This is a genomic window from Arthrobacter sp. TJ-240, from assembly GCF_058269195.1.
Genome location: NZ_JBZCNG010000004.1, coordinates 222,949 through 237,217, shown reverse-complemented (window position 1 = coordinate 237,217; position 14,269 = coordinate 222,949). Strand labels below are relative to the sequence as shown.

Below are 14,269 nucleotides of genomic sequence, written 5' to 3'. Positions count from 1 at the left end.
GTGGGTGCATGCCGGATCTGAAACTCTTCCATATCGACCAAGGCCACGCCGTAGAACTGACCTCGCGCGCTGTCGCCCTGGAACAGGATCTGCAGAAACTCATCGAAGCGAACATGGAGACCATGTTCGGTGTCCGTTTCCTCGCCCGCGAATACAGCACCGGCAAGGTCCACCGCGGCAGGATCGACTCGCTCGGCATCGATGAGAACGGCTCCCCGGTGATCTTCGAGTACAAGCGAGCAGTGAACGAGAACGTCATCAACCAGGGCTTGTTCTACCTCGACTGGCTGATGGACCACCGAGGAGAGTTCCAGATCCTCGTTGCGACACAGCTCGGCACGGAAGCCTCTAAGAGCATTGACTGGTCGGCGCCCCGCCTGATCTGCGTCGCGAACGACTTCACCCGCTACGACGAGTACGCGGTACGCCAAATCAACCGGAACGTTGAACTCGTCCGGTATCGGGACTTCGGTCAGGACCTCCTCGCTATAGAACTCGTCACGACCGTGACCACCGAAACCACCTCGGCCAACCGAAAACCGTCCAAACCACCGGCGCCGGTCCCCGAGGCCGCTACTCCAGCGAAGAAGGTGACGCGCTCCAAAACGGTGAGCGAGTTCCTTGCCCAAGCTGACGAAAACCTGTCTGCCCTGTACGACCAGTTCGAAACCTTGGCCCTCTCGTTGGGCGACGATGTTGTGAAAAATGAACGCGCCTACTACTTCGCATTCCGCCGGCTCAAGAACTTCGCCTGCGTCGAAGTGCACCCCACCTCGAAGAACCTGCTCATCTACCTCAAACTCGATCCCCGCACCGTAGAGCTTCAGGAAGGGTTCAGCCGGGACGTGAGCAACATCGGACACTTCGGTACTGGAGACCTCGAGCTGAGAATTAGAGACACCACCTGGTGGCCCATTGTGGAAGAACTGACCCGCCGGTCCTACGAAGCCAATTAAGACCCAGTCAACTGCACGAAGCAAGACAAACGATGGCGTACTGGTACGCAACCCAGGGTGTAGTCAGAACCTTCGACGCGTCGATAGAAGACGGCATCTTGTGGACGTGTCCACGACGGCCAGGGAAGACGACAGGACCAGACCGCACGAACATTCTCCAGATGATTGAAAGTGACATCGTCTTCCACCACTCCAAGAGCTACCTACGCGCAATCAGTATCGTCACCGCCAGCTCGACCCCTGCTCCCCGGCCGAGTTCGCACCGCCCAGGACTGGAAGGCGACGAAGACAACGGGTGGCTCGTCAGGGTTCAACCTCTGCAAACTGGCCTTGATCTTCCCTATAAGGACGTCGCGCAGCTGATAACACTTGGCTCACCTGGACCTTTCAACGCAGTAGGGGTGCCTCACCAAAAGTTTTTATCCCCTCTCAGCGACGCAGACGGAGAGGGGCTTCTACAGCACCTGAACCTGGACTTCGTGCAGAACGGGATGTACGGCAGGCCGTTTACTGAGTGGTTGGGCGATGACACCGATGAGCTGTCCATCTCCACAATCCGCAAAGAACAATCGACTCTACGACGTCATCTACTCAACGGCCGCGACACCGCGTTGTGCTCCTTATGCCATGCGAAGCTCCCTGCCCGGCTACTCATTGCAGGGCACATCAAACCCCGTGCCTTATGCACTGAACAAGAACGCAAGGACTACCGCGCCGCGATGTTGATCTGCAGCCTGGGCTGCGACGCCCTCTTCGAGTGGGGCTACATTGTCGTCACCGCGGACGGCCACATGGAACCTGGAATACCCGCCGAGACCCCAGCACTGGGAGCTGCCGTAGCTAAGCTGATCGGCCAACGGCGCACCGCATACGACGAGGTCACGGCCCCGAGGTTTGAATTCCACCGACGCTCGAGGATCGGTCAGCTTCATTAATAACATCACGACTGAGCCCGGGCGCCTGATCGGTAATCGAATGTCCGCTGGAACCAACGCCGAGACGCGTGGCCGGATACCTCTGCAGGCCGGGGTAACCCGACACCTTCGCCGATGATGAGTGTCATATGCGCTGTTATCGGCGTTAACACTAAGAGGACCGGATACCGCCATCCAGACGCATATACCAACGGTTCGGAAAGCAGCGGGTGCGAACTCCTACACGAGATAGTAGGGTCAGGAGCCGACGGGTGCGCCCAGGGTGTCGGCCATCTCCCACCAGAGCCGATTCACCTCGACGTACCGGTCGGTGAGGTCGAGCGGCTTCGCCCACGGCTTGTCGATGATGTAGTGGATGTTCTTCACCGACGCCGGATCCCAGACCGACGGGTGCTGGTGCGGCAGGGTCTTCAGCGCGTTGTACACGTAGGGCAGCGGCAGCCAGCGGTCGCGGTAGTACTCGTTGAGGAAGTCCTGCTCTGCGAACGGGTAGTGCAACAGGTCGTCCACGCCCGCCACCTGCCCCACCATGTCGGCGAAGACGGCATCGTCGGGAGACAGCACGAGGAAGCCGCCGTTCAGGTAGTTGTCCGTCGCGTCCGGTTCGGTGACGTGGTCCCCGCCCCGGCAGTGCGTGTAGAAGCAGGTCTCGGGAGTCCAGCTCGGCGGATAACTCGCGATCCGGTTGGGGTTGCATCGGCAGGCGTGGCAGGCGGCGATGGCGCCGTCGGGCAGGTCCAGCGCGAACAGCTCGTCCATGTTCCGGGTCACCAGCATGTCGGCGTCCAGGAAGACGACGCGCTCGAACTCCGTGAGGCCCCAGACGGCCAGCTTGGTCCACACCTCTGCGAACCGGGCGTTGGCGTAGCTGTCCGCCGATCCCCCGGCCGGGCGCAGCGGTGCGACGTCGCGCAGGAGGCACCCGTCGTCCTGCAGGAGGCGCCGGGACAGCTCGTCGATCCCCTCGGTCACCATGACCACGAGGGGGGTGGTGCTGCCGGAGGCCGCGAGCGAGGCACGCAGCGTCCGGACCCCGATCAGGTAGTCGGGTTGAGTCAGCAAGGTCACCCAGGCATTCATCGGTGGTGTTCCTGTCTTAGTAGCGGGGCCGGGTCAGTCGAGGAGCGCATCGGTGAAGGCATTCGCGAACCTGTGCTCCGGGTCCAGCGTCTCGCGCACCCGGCGGAAGGCTTCCCACTGGGGGTAGAGCGCCGGCCAGTCGTAGAGGGACTCGTCGAAGTACTTGCCCCAGTGGGGACGGCCGCCCTCCTCCGCCAGGGCCCGTTCCACGGCCCGGAGGAAGCTGTTTCCCTCCTCGGACAGCGAACCGTCCGCCGCGTAGTAGACCACGAAGCCGAAGTAGCAGGTGTCCTGGCCGTTGGACGGACTCAGCCATCCCTCGGACGCGCCGGTGCAGCGCAGGATCACCGGGTAGTGCATGCGGGGACGCGTCTCTGCGTGCCAGTCCTTGATCTTCCTGATCACCGCTCCGGCCCGGGCGAGCGGGATGCCGATCTCGACGTTGATCTGGGGGGTCGCGATCCCCTTGCAGAACACCTGGTAGATGTCACCCGTGACGTCGGTGAAGTCCCGGAAGCGCGACACCGTGCGGAGCGACTTGCCGTTGTCGGCGACGCCCTTGCTGTCGTCGCGGAGGTGCTGCAGCGTGGACTCGATCGTGCTGTTCATGGACGTGTCGGTCGTCGCGTACTCCACGAGCTGACTGCCGCCGGCCCGGTACCGGGAGACCTCGTCGTCGGACGCCTCGTTGGCGGTCCACACCTGGACCTGGTTCTCCTGCGGGAACCACCACGCCTTGACCAGGATGTTCTCCCGGTTCCAGGTCTCCAGGTCCGTGTCGAGGGTGCCGGCGTCGACGGCCTTCTTCACGCAGGTGTAGATCATCGACTCCCGTGCACGCAACGTCACGGCGGTGATCACGCCCAGTGAGCCGAGGCCGAGCTGGACGGCGGGGAAGTCCGGGTGGTCATGGTCGAACTCGGCGACCGTGCCGTCGGCCAGCACCATGCGGATGGCCAGCGCGGCGCCGGCAATCGAGCTCTGCTGCAGGCCTTGACCGTGGGTTCCGGTGGACAGGGCGCCGGCCAACGTCTGCTCGGCGATCACCCCGGGTGAGGCGTCCAGCATCTGCCCTCGCGCGGTGAGGAACGCGTACACCTCGGCCAGGGAGGTCGAACCCGCGAACGTCGCGGTGTCCTCGGTGCTGGAGGTCAGGCCGCTCAGCCTGCTCAGGTCCAGGAGCGTGCCGGCTCCGTCCGCGACCTCGATCATCCTGCCGGGCGACATCCGGCTGCCGATCATCCGGACCCGGCCGTCACTGGTGGACAGGAAGTCGCACAGCTCCGCCTCGGTGGCCGGCGCGACGACCGAGCCGGGCAGGCCCAGCCGGGAGTTCCTGGCCCAGTTGCGGAGCCGGGTGTCCTCGCCGGTGAGCTCCGGCTCCTGGTGGGGGTAGGTGAGCTGTGTGATGGCCATGACGAGTCTCCTGTAGAAGTTCGGTTCTGCCTTCGAAGCCGCACCGACGGGCGCGGCTGATCCACCGGCAGGGGTGTTTCCCGCCGCCGTCGTCAACATGGTGAAGGGCGCCGACTGAGTCCTCACGCATACGCTGTGAAGTTCGGGCCGAGGGTGTCGAGCCAGGCGGCCGGATGCACGGCTACGGCGTCGGCGCCGGGCCGGGCCCACGCGGCCGCGACCGCCTCCTGCAGCGCCGCTCCGGTCCGGGCGAACGGGTAGCGGTCGAGCACCCAGCGGCGGTTCGCGGCACGGACCGACGCCAGGGCGTCGAGGTCCTGGATCAGGTCTGCCACCCGGTCGCGGATCAGCAGCGGTCGCTGGTCCGGGATCCGCCAGGCACCGGGCGCCTCGAACAGCTCGTGCCCGCCGCCGCCGTCGTACCCGACCACGAGACAGCCCGAGGCCAGCGCCTCGGCGACCGGCAGACCGTAGCTCTCGGTGTGTCCGAGGGCGACGAAGACCGCCGAGCCCGCCAGGGTGGCGGCCACCTCCGCCCGCGGGGCCTGGACCAGTTCCACCAGCTCCACCCCCGAGAGTCGTGGCTCGTCCGCCAGCAGCCGCTTCAGCAGCGAGGCCTCCCGCGGCCGCTTCCTGGGGAACCAGCTCACCCGGAGCTGGTCGGTCGCGCGGGGGGCGAACAGCTCGCCGTCGACCGGGTTGGGCACCACGCTCACCGGCAGGCCGGGCAGCGCGGCGGACAGCACGTCGCGACTCTCCGCGGACACCGCCCAGATCGCGGGCGCCGGCGTCCACCCGGGGAAGTCCTCGCCGGGGGCGCCGGCGGCGAAGGTGTAGAAGTGGTTCTGGTTGAAGATGACCTTGCGCGCTCCGGGTGCCGGATCGCGGCCCTGGACGGTCGGTGTCTCCGGCAGCACCAGGAGGTCGTCGGCGCCGATCGCGGTGGTGGCGCCGAACAGCATCGGCACGTCGTCGGCGATCCAGTCGGTGCGGTCGTCCGCGTCGGGCAGCCACAACCAGGCCTCGTGGCCGCGCTCACGCAGCAGCCGGACGTGCTGGGTCATCACGTGCACGCCGCCGCTGTGGTGGCGCGTGGCGAAACCCGCGTAGACGATCCGCCCCGGAGTGCTCACCATGCCGGAGCCGTCAGGTACCAGGACGCGCCGCTCCCGGTGTTGTGGGCGGGGAACGAGTCCGGGCCGAGCCCGACGTCCGCCCGCCATCCGTCGCCCCACTTGGCGTCCAGGCCGTGGAGGATCTCCGCCCGGTTGCCCTCGGAGCTCTGACCGGTCCGGTTCATCGTCTGCCGCCGCAGGTGCGAGACGTAGGCGCCCTCCGTGACCACGCACCGCAGGCCGGCCGCCCGCACGCGGATCGCCAGGTCGATATCCGCGCCGTAGCCGTGCCGCGGGAAGGTGACCTCGTCCAGACCCCCCAGCTCGACGACGGCGGGCACCGCGAATGCGATGGCGGTGCCGTCGCAGAAATCGACGTCGCGCAACACATTGCGCGGCACGTACTCCGCGGCGGTGCTCGGGATCGCGGAGGCCCGCTGGTGGAGCCAGAAATCGTCGTAGCAGGCCGCCGCGAGCGCGATGTCGTCCGCTGTGGAGAAGGGCGCGAGCAATCCGTCGAGGAACCCGGGCGACAGCCGGATGTCGTTGTTCAGCACCACGCAGACCGCATGGCCGTCTCGCGACGCCGTCTGCAGCGCCCAGTTGGCGGCGCCGATCCACCGCAGGTTGCGCCCCGGGCGGTGGACCTCGATGCGCCCCTCAGGCAGCACGTAATCACCGGCGTTGTCGACCACCACGATGCGCAGGGCCGGGTCGAAATCGCTTCCATCGCGGCACAGGTCGTGCACCACCGCATCGGTCAGCTTCGGCGAACCGAAGGCAGGGATGACCACCAGTGCCGACGCGGCGGTCGTCGAGAGGGTCACTGCTCGGCGCGGGCGGCGCGGGCGGCGCGGGCGGCGCGGCCCGCGCGGTCGCCGTTCAAGGTGATGATCAACATCGGTTCCCGTCGGGTCAGGGGGACGTGTGCCACGGCAGCGAAGACTACGGAGTAGTTCTGCCAGGCCGGGCGAAAGGATGGCTGTTTCTTGTGTGACGTGCCCCACGCGGCCTACAGTAGGTACATCGTGTCCGTACTAGTTGTCCGCACTCCTCCGTCCGACACAGACCTCCCGTACAGAGAGAAGATTCGCCATGGCAGCCGAATCGCTTCCGAAGTCCCGTATCCCCCTGTTCGACGGCATGAACCGCATCCCCGGCGGCCTCATGCTCATCCCCCTGATCCTCGGCTCGATCGTCGGAACGTTCGCCCCCGGCTTCCTGGAACTCGGCAGCTTCACCACTGCCCTGTTCGCCGAGTCGGCCCTGCCGCTGATCGCCGTGCTGATCTTCGCCACCGGCATGCAGATCACCGCCAAGGCCTCCGGCCCCGTGCTCGCGACCACGGGCGTGATCCTGCTGTTCAAGACGATCATCCCCGCCGCCCTCGTCGCGGGCCTCGGCCTCTTGGTCGGCATTGACGGCATCCTCGGGATCTCGATCCTCGCCCTGCTGGCCTCGTTCGACAACAGCAACGGCGGCCTCTGGCTCGCCTTCACCGGCCGTTACGGCGACTACCGCGACCGCGGCGCCTACATGGCCTCCGCCATCAACGACGGCCCCTTCTTCACCCTGCTCTTCCTCGGCATCTCGGGTCTCGGCAACATCCCGTTCCTCACCCTGCTCGCCGCCGTCATCCCCCTGATCCTCGGCTTCATCGTCGGCAACCTCGACGCAAAGTGGACCGAGGTCATGCGGCCCGCACCGAACATCGTCATCCCGTTCTTCGCCTTCGCCCTCGGCACCGGCATCGACCTCCGCAACGTCATCGCCGGCGGCATCAGCGGCATCTTCGTCGGTATCGCCGCCACCCTCATCACCGGCACCCTGGTCTACATCGGCTACCGCTTCGTCCTCCGCCGCGGCGCGAAGTCCGGCATCGGCATCGCCTCCGCCACCACGGCCGGCAACTCCATCGCCACGCCGGCGATCGTCGCCGCAGCGGACCCCAGCTTTTCCCCGTTCGTCGAGGTCGCGACGGCGCAGGTCGCCTCGGCCGTGCTGGTCACCGCGATCTTCGCCCCGCTGCTGGCCACCTGGGTGCTCAAGCGCCAGGGCGGGCTGGACACGGACGACGCCGTCGGGGTCCTCCCCACGTCCGCCTCCGAGCTGCCGCCCGCGGGCGACCCGTCGGCGCCAACGGACCGGCCCCGTCGGACCGAGGAGAACGGCTGACGTGGCATCCACCGCACCTATCGTCGGCATCGCGGCCGACGACGTCACCGGCGCCACCGACTCCGTGGTCCAGTTTTCCCGCGCCGGCTGGTCCTCCCGGCTGCTGCTGGGCGAACTGCTCCCGGACTCGGTGGCACCGGGCAGCGCCCTGGCGGTGAACACCGACGCCCGCGCCATGGACACCGCCACCGCCCGTCAGGCGACGGCGAGCGCCATCAGGAACCTCGTCACCGCAGGGGCTGACCGTCTGTACCTGAAGATCGACTCCACCATGCGCGGCAGCGTCGGTGCACAGGTCGCCGGAGCCCTCGACGCGTGGCAGGAGCAGCACCCCGGCTCCTTCGCCGTCGTGTGCCCGGCCTACCCGGCGATGGGACGCACCGTCGAGGACGGCATGCTGCGCGTGCACGGCGGACCCGTCGAGGACTCCCCCGCCGGCCGCGACCCCGTCACGCCGGTTCCGACCAGCGAGTTCTCACAACTCCTGCCCGGCACCGCGACGATCAGCCTCACTGGATCTGCAGACCGGGATGCGCAGGCGCTCCGGGACGCGGCGGACGATGGCGTCGTGGTCGTCAACGCGGCCTCCGATGACGACCTTCGCGTCCTCGCGGCAGCCCTCGTCGTCGCCGGTCCGACGGCGATCCCCGCCGGGTCGGCCGGCCTCGCCGCAGCCATGGCGGCAGCCTGGGCCGAGGCCGGAGCAGTACACGCCGCGTCAGAGCCTGCACCCGCCGCGCAGGGGCAGCGGATCGTCGTCGTCGTCAGTTCGCTGCACGACGTCGCCCGTGCCCAGACCGACCACCTGCGCTCCCACGTGGACTCCGCCGACCTCCGCATCCTGCAGCCCGACGAGTTCCTGCTCGACCAGCCGGACAGGCTCGCCCGATGGGCCGCGGAGGAACTCGAGCTCCCGGAATCCCTGCCGCGGGTGGTCGTCATCATCTCCCCGGAGGCGGTCGGCGGCTCCGAGACCCTCAGCGGTGCTGCCATCGCCGGCTGTCTCGCGTCGGTGGTGCAGCAGACCCTGGCCCGCGCATCCGTCGGCGCCCTCGTGCTCGTCGGCGGCGACGGAGCCCGCGCTGTCCTCGACGCCACCCGCGCCCAGGCGCTGCGCATCACCGGCGCAATCCAGGAGGGCATCCCGGTCGGCGTCGTCGAAGGTGGCACCGCGGCTGGAAAGATTGTCGTCACGAAGGCCGGCGGCTTCGGGCCGGTCTCCGCCCTGCTCGACACCGTCACCGAACTAACCACCACCCTCGCCCACGCAACGGAGGCATCCTCATGAGCATCCCAACCCTCGCCGTCACCCTCGGCGACGTCGCCGGCATCGGACCGGAGATCACCGCGAAGTCCCTCCTCGGGCACGACGACGTCCGTCAGGAGTGCAGGCCCGTCGTCATCGGCGACGAGGCCGCCATGCGCCAGGGCGTCACCAACGTGGGAGGCGACCCGGACAAGGTCCGCGTCCTGTCCTCGATCGAGGACGCGACGAACGAGCCCGGCATCATCGAACTCCTGCAGACCGGCCCGTCACTGGCGGACGTCAAGCTCGGCGAGCTCAGCCCCGCCGCGGGCGACGGCTCCTACCGCTTCGTCGTCGAGGCCTGCCGACTGGCCCGCGAGGGCAAGGTCCAGGGCATCGTCACCGCGCCTCTCAACAAGGCCGCGATGCACGCCGGCGGGCACAAGTGGCCCGGCCACACGGAGCTCCTCGCGCACGAATTCGGCGTGGAGAACTTCAGCCTCGTCCTGTCCGCGGGCGACCTCTACTTCTTCCACCTCACCACCCACGTCTCCCTGCGGCAGGCCATCGAGGACGTCACGCCGCAGCGCACCACCAACGTCATCGAATTGGTCAGCGCGTTCACGAAGGCGCTCGGCAACCCGGACGAGCCGATCGGTCTCGCCGGGCTGAACCCGCACGCGGGCGAGAACCGCCTGTTCGGCGACGAGGACGCCGACATCCTCGCCCCCGCTGTCGCCGCTGCCCGCGAGAACGGCATCAACGTCCACGGGCCCATTCCCGCGGACGCGCTCATCCCGGCCGCGGTCAAGGGCAAGTGGAACATGGTCATCGCCTGCTACCACGACCAGGGCCACGCACCCTTCAAGGCGGTCTACGGCGACGACGGCGTGAACATCACCGTCGGCCTGCCCGTCGTCCGCGTCTCCGTGGACCACGGCACGGCGTTCGACATCGCCGGCCAGGGCATCGCCCGCGAGGCGAGCCTCGTGCTGTCCATGCGCCGGGCCGCTGCGCTGGCGCCGGGCTGGGACCACGTCTGGCGGACGGCGCAGAAGAAGTAGCGGGTCCCGGACCCCTAGGATCGGAATCATGACAAGCGACGAAGACCTCGATCCTCCCGTGCCCAGCTACCTCGAGGGCATCGAGCTCAAGCGGGTCCACGACGGGAAGATCCTTGAGGAGCACGACAACGACTCGTCGCCCTCCGACGGCGCTGACACATAGGCCCTCGACCAGCATCGTGACCCGGAGCAGCTCATCATGACCGGACCAGACGATACCCAGGAGCGTCCACTGGACGGCGGGAGCAGCGAGCCGCTGCACCTGCAGCTCCGCGGGCATCTGCGCGCGCAGATCCTGAACCATTCGCTGCCTCCGGGCACGTCCCTGCCCAGCGAAGCGCAGCTGCAGGTGCGGTACGGGGTGTCCCGGTCCGTGGTGCGTCAGGCGTTGGGCGCGCTGACCGATGAAGGGCTGATCGAGCGGGGCCGCGGGCGCGGTAGCACCGTTGCTCCTCGCCGCGAGCACCACCGGCTGGTGCACCGCACGTCCGGGCTATCAGCCCAGCTCGGCAGCACGGGAGCGACGGTCGGCACAGAGGTGCTGTCACTCTCCCTGCAGGACGCCGATGCATCCACCGCGCTCCTCGGGACGCCGCAGGTGCTCTCGCTCGAGCGGTTGCGGACGGCCGACGGCGTGCCGATCGCCGTCATCCACACGTGGCTGCCGGCACCTGCCTTTTCTGGTTTGACGGCAGAAGAGCTGCAGGATGCGTCCCTGCATGCGGTGCTCGGAGAAAAGTACGGGGTACGGATCACCTCCGGCAAGCGACAGATCCGGGCGGTGCCGGGTGACGGGGACCTGCTGAGGCTGCTGCAATTGGAGGCGTCGTCGCCCGTGCTCCTGCTGGAAGGCACGAGCTTCGACCAGGACGGGCGACCGGTGGAGGTCTTTTCGACCTGGCACCATCCCGACCACGTGGTGTTCGACATCGACATCCAGAGGGAGCCTCCGGGGCCGGTTCCGCAGGGTCCATCCCCTATTGACGCCCCTGAGGCGGTTGCGGCCCGTGCCCGCCGGCTGGGCGCAGAGCTCCTGCGCTTCGCGGACGGTCTCTCGACCACGGAGCGCTGATTGTCGGCCCGGCTTCGCCTACTGCAGAGCCGTCGGCCCTGCACCCGCACGTCCGCGTGCCGGGGGTGTGTCCCGTCGCGAATGGTCGCTCAGCGCATACCAGCGGTCGCTGACCAGAGGTTGTTCAGCGCGCTCATCCCGGACTGTACGAGCCCGATGTGTCTGATGGCGCCACGGCTCGGCGATTGTCTCCGGTACACCGACTCGATGGCGCGACCGGCGACGACAGCCGACGGCTGTGGAGGAACAGTGCTCGACTTCTCCTCCACAAAGAGTCCGCGCCCTCTGAATTAGTACGGGTGTTCGATAAAATGAGGCATGGATATCACACCGCTCGAGCATCCCGAGGGAACTGGTACCTCCCTGGAGTCGATGCGGTCGGAATTGCTCGCCTTCGCGCAGGAACTGACTGGGCGTCACCTTCTTCTCAGCAAGCACGACGTCGTGCGAGCACTCGTGGACATCGAAGCGCTCTCGAAGGTGATCGATCATCTCCAGATCGTTGCCGCTCGAGCTGCGAAGGAACACGGTGTCGCCGGCACCGGGGAGCAGGAGGCCCCCGGATCCCTCCTTGTGCGGGCACAGCAGAGCCTGTCGACAGTGCAGGACGACGTCGCCGGCGCCGGCGGCGGCGGGAGCACGTCAGCAGGCGCGGAACAGCGGAACAATGATGGGTTCCGCCCCGAATTCAGAACCTGTGCCGACTTTCTGCGGGCCCGGCTCGGCATCAGCCGCACCGAGGCGAACCGCAGATTGAGGCTCGCGGCAAGCCTCCTGCCCGGCGTCACTGCAATCGGCTCTGCCACTCCCGCGTCGATGAGCACCCTCGGTGCTACAGCAAGCGCGGGCGAGGTCAGCGGACGCGCTGTTTCGATCGTTCATGAGGCGGTGCAACGGGTGCGGTCCTTCGCAACGCCGATGCAACTCGATTCGATGGAGCAGCACCTCACGCGGCAAGCAGTCGAATCGGACGAAGACCTCCTGCGGGTCCTCGCTCGACGCTGGGAGGGCGTGCTCAACCAGGACGGGCTGGAACCCACCGAAAAGGTCCTCAAGGCACGACAGGGTATCTTCCTCAAGGGCAGACGCAACGGTCTGCATTTCCTGGAGATCGGCGCCACCGACGAGCAGTTCGAGCATCTGGTCACCGTCATGAACACCGCGACGAACCCGAGGGGAAGATCGGCCACCCTTCAGGACAACGGGGACCCGACCGGCGATCGGGACCGAACCGGCGTGATGGCCGCCGAGAACGAAGAGGGTAACGCTGGTGTCACGGACGCCGGCGGGGGCGATACAAACCGGCCCACACGCCCGCAGAGCCTCCTCGACGGGCTGGTCGCCGCATGCAGGATCGCGTTGTCGACCGACAGGCTTCCCGCAGCAGGCGGACACCGGCCCCAGGTCATGGTGACCATCAGCTATACGGACCTCGTGGGCCAGATGGAACGTGCCGGCCACGCTGTGTTCGGGCAGCAGATGAGCGCACGAAGCATCCGCACGCTGGCCTGTGATGCAGACATCATTCCGATGGTCCTCGGCGGACAGGGTCAGATCCTCGACATCGGGCGGGCACAGCGCCTCTTCCCCGCGCATCTGCGGCGGGCACTCGTTGCGAGGGACAAGGGCTGCGCGTTCCCGGACTGCTCCATCCCGGCAACCTGGTGCGAGGCCCACCACATGACGCCCTGGGCCAAAGGTGGAACAACGGGTATCAGCCAGGGCGTCCTCCTGTGCTCGCGACATCATCATGTGATCCACGAGGGGAAATGGAACGTCGAATCGAAGCACGGCATCCCCTGGTTCACTCCACCGGGATACCTTGACCCGGATCGGAGTCCCCGAAGAAATACCTGCTGGCAGGTGGAGGATGCCGTCCAGGAGCAGCTTCGTCACGCCGAAGGTGGACGATCTGCTGCAAGCGCCCCGCTGCTCTACTCGCCGACGGCCGCCCCCGCCACCCCAGCCGTCGCCGTCGTTGGCTAGAACACGATGACGCTGCGGGTGTTCATAACGACAAGCCGCTTCTCCACTCAAGCGCTCGACTACGCGCGAGCCATCCCGACACGAATCATCCTGGTTGACGGCAAGCAACTGACGGACCTGATGATCCGTCACCCTGTTGGGGTTCAGGTAGCGAAGACCTATACCGTCGTCGAGGTCGATGAGGACTTCTTCGAGTAGCGGTGGCACTCTGATGCCGGCCGCGTGGATCACGAGACCCGCCCACCATCGACATCCGTCCACCGTCCTTCTGCCACCGATGCCCTGGCGCACGTTGAGGCTGGTCACGCCAGCGCCCAGGCGGCTATTTGGGCTCTTCGAGCTGCACTACCTCGGGTGACGGCACCGACGGCGGGGTAGAAAGCGATTCCGCGACGTGTTGCAGCGCTCCCGCCCCGATCCATAGCACCAGGGCCAGCAACACAAGGCGCCACATGGCGCCAAGACAGCTCGACTCCTTCTTTCGGCGTCGTCGATCGGTCTGCCGGACGGCGCGAGTTCGAGGCTCCTGAGGTCGATCGGCAGAAACAGAGCGCACTGCAGCTGCTCGCCGAGCCGCGAGCAGCGGTGATTCTTCCTTCGGGGAATCAAGCAAAGCAGTCGTCACCACCGCAGGGCTCGTCGGCCCTGACAGCAGCCCCTGCAGGTAATCGTGGATTTCGCTGACGAATGGCTGCTCGAGGACTACCGGTAGTGCAAGCACCGCAGCAAGCAGCCCATCAATGCCGACGACGGTGACTCCGGTGCTGGTCGCGCCGATGAAATCCGGTTGTCCCACCAGACAGATCCATGGCTGCGCCATGCTCCGATGCTGCGGTTCCAGTAACGCCGCCACTGCAGCGCATTGGTCAAGCGCCGAGGCTGTCTGGGTCTTCCGCGTGTAACCGTTCTGGTACAGCTCGCCGCCGCGCAGGTTTACGTCGCCCGACCAGTTCTTGGCATCGATGATCAGGACACCCCCAGGTCCGACAGCGATGTGATCGAGGTTCGCCTTCGGTCGGCCGGGCCAGTGCACGTCGTGAAGGCTCATCCAGCCCTCAAGCTCCAGCTGGCGCAGCTGCTCGCCGACCCGCGCCTCACCCTCGGCTCCGACGAGCCATGCTTGGTGCATCTTCCGCGCCTGCTCGAGTTCGGCCTCCAGCCGCTCGAGCTCGGCCTCCAACCGGGACACCCGCTCACCTATTCGCTGCGCCTGCTGCGCAGCGC

The 14,269-nt window shown here is 67.1% G+C and carries 14 protein-coding genes; 9 read left to right on the top strand and 5 right to left on the bottom strand.

Annotation, left to right across the window (positions count from 1 at the left end):
* The first annotated feature begins 8 nt into the window (after positions 1 to 8).
* Both AC4D2C_RS12055 and AC4D2C_RS12050 read left to right on the top strand, forming a co-directional pair.
* Positions 9 to 956, top strand: a complete 948-nt coding sequence (locus tag AC4D2C_RS12055) for an endonuclease NucS domain-containing protein (RefSeq protein WP_490915129.1) — start codon at positions 9 to 11, stop codon at positions 954 to 956.
* A 161-nt stretch (positions 957 to 1,117) separates the two neighbouring features.
* Positions 1,118 to 1,891: a hypothetical protein gene (locus AC4D2C_RS12050; RefSeq protein ID WP_490915127.1), complete on the top strand. Its 774-nt coding sequence runs from the start codon at positions 1,118 to 1,120 to the stop codon at positions 1,889 to 1,891.
* A 237-nt stretch (positions 1,892 to 2,128) separates the two neighbouring features.
* Here the strand turns inward: AC4D2C_RS12050 and AC4D2C_RS12045 are convergent, their stop codons facing one another.
* The 4 genes from AC4D2C_RS12045 to AC4D2C_RS12030 form a co-directional block, all read right to left on the bottom strand.
* On the bottom strand, positions 2,129 to 2,959 hold the full coding sequence (locus tag AC4D2C_RS12045; protein WP_490915125.1) for a glycosyltransferase family 8 protein: 831 nt from the start codon (positions 2,957 to 2,959) through the stop codon (positions 2,129 to 2,131).
* A 45-nt stretch (positions 2,960 to 3,004) separates the two neighbouring features.
* Positions 3,005 to 4,387, bottom strand: coding sequence for a D-arabinono-1,4-lactone oxidase (locus AC4D2C_RS12040; protein ID WP_490915124.1), 1,383 nt, complete (start codon positions 4,385 to 4,387; stop codon positions 3,005 to 3,007).
* A 122-nt stretch (positions 4,388 to 4,509) separates the two neighbouring features.
* Positions 4,510 to 5,523 carry a glycosyltransferase gene (locus AC4D2C_RS12035; protein WP_490915123.1) on the bottom strand — a complete coding sequence of 338 codons (1,014 nt, stop codon included), beginning with the start codon at positions 5,521 to 5,523 and terminating at the stop codon, positions 4,510 to 4,512.
* Positions 5,517 to 6,329: a glycosyltransferase gene (locus tag AC4D2C_RS12030; protein WP_490915122.1), complete on the bottom strand. Its 813-nt coding sequence runs from the start codon at positions 6,327 to 6,329 to the stop codon at positions 5,517 to 5,519. The genes AC4D2C_RS12035 and AC4D2C_RS12030 overlap by 7 nt, the downstream gene beginning before the upstream one ends.
* A gap of 268 nt (positions 6,330 to 6,597) precedes the next feature.
* Here AC4D2C_RS12030 and AC4D2C_RS12025 point away from each other — a divergent pair, with 268 nt between their 5' ends.
* The 7 genes from AC4D2C_RS12025 (at position 6,598) to AC4D2C_RS11995 (ending at position 13,243) form a co-directional block, all read left to right on the top strand.
* Positions 6,598 to 7,677, top strand: a complete 1,080-nt coding sequence (locus AC4D2C_RS12025; protein WP_490915120.1) for a 2-keto-3-deoxygluconate permease — start codon at positions 6,598 to 6,600, stop codon at positions 7,675 to 7,677.
* A gap of 1 nt (position 7,678) precedes the next feature.
* Positions 7,679 to 8,965 (top strand): four-carbon acid sugar kinase family protein, encoded by a 1,287-nt coding sequence (locus AC4D2C_RS12020; RefSeq protein WP_490915118.1) that lies wholly within the window; start codon positions 7,679 to 7,681, stop codon positions 8,963 to 8,965.
* Positions 8,962 to 9,987 (top strand): 4-hydroxythreonine-4-phosphate dehydrogenase PdxA, encoded by a 1,026-nt coding sequence (gene pdxA / locus AC4D2C_RS12015; protein WP_490905406.1) that lies wholly within the window; start codon positions 8,962 to 8,964, stop codon positions 9,985 to 9,987. The genes AC4D2C_RS12020 and pdxA overlap by 4 nt, the downstream gene beginning before the upstream one ends.
* Positions 9,988 to 10,015: 28 nt before the next feature.
* Positions 10,016 to 10,150 carry a hypothetical protein gene (locus AC4D2C_RS12010; protein WP_490915116.1) on the top strand — a complete coding sequence of 45 codons (135 nt, stop codon included), beginning with the start codon at positions 10,016 to 10,018 and terminating at the stop codon, positions 10,148 to 10,150.
* Between the two features lie 36 nt (positions 10,151 to 10,186).
* Entirely contained in the window at positions 10,187 to 11,059 is an 873-nt protein-coding gene (locus AC4D2C_RS12005; RefSeq protein ID WP_490915114.1) for a GntR family transcriptional regulator, read from the top strand.
* Between the two features lie 318 nt (positions 11,060 to 11,377).
* Positions 11,378 to 13,045, top strand: coding sequence for an HNH endonuclease signature motif containing protein (locus AC4D2C_RS12000; protein WP_490915112.1), 1,668 nt, complete (start codon positions 11,378 to 11,380; stop codon positions 13,043 to 13,045).
* 6 nt (positions 13,046 to 13,051) lie between these two features.
* The gene (locus AC4D2C_RS11995; protein WP_490915111.1) at positions 13,052 to 13,243 is read left to right on the top strand and encodes a restriction endonuclease; all 192 of its coding nucleotides are present in this window, start codon (positions 13,052 to 13,054) and stop codon (positions 13,241 to 13,243) included.
* Between the two features lie 124 nt (positions 13,244 to 13,367).
* Here AC4D2C_RS11995 and AC4D2C_RS11990 read toward each other — a convergent pair whose 3' ends face one another.
* Complete coding sequence (locus AC4D2C_RS11990; RefSeq protein ID WP_490915110.1) at positions 13,368 to 14,234, bottom strand: nuclease-related domain-containing protein; 867 nt, start codon at positions 14,232 to 14,234, stop codon at positions 13,368 to 13,370.
* Positions 14,235 to 14,269: the final 35 nt, after the last annotated feature.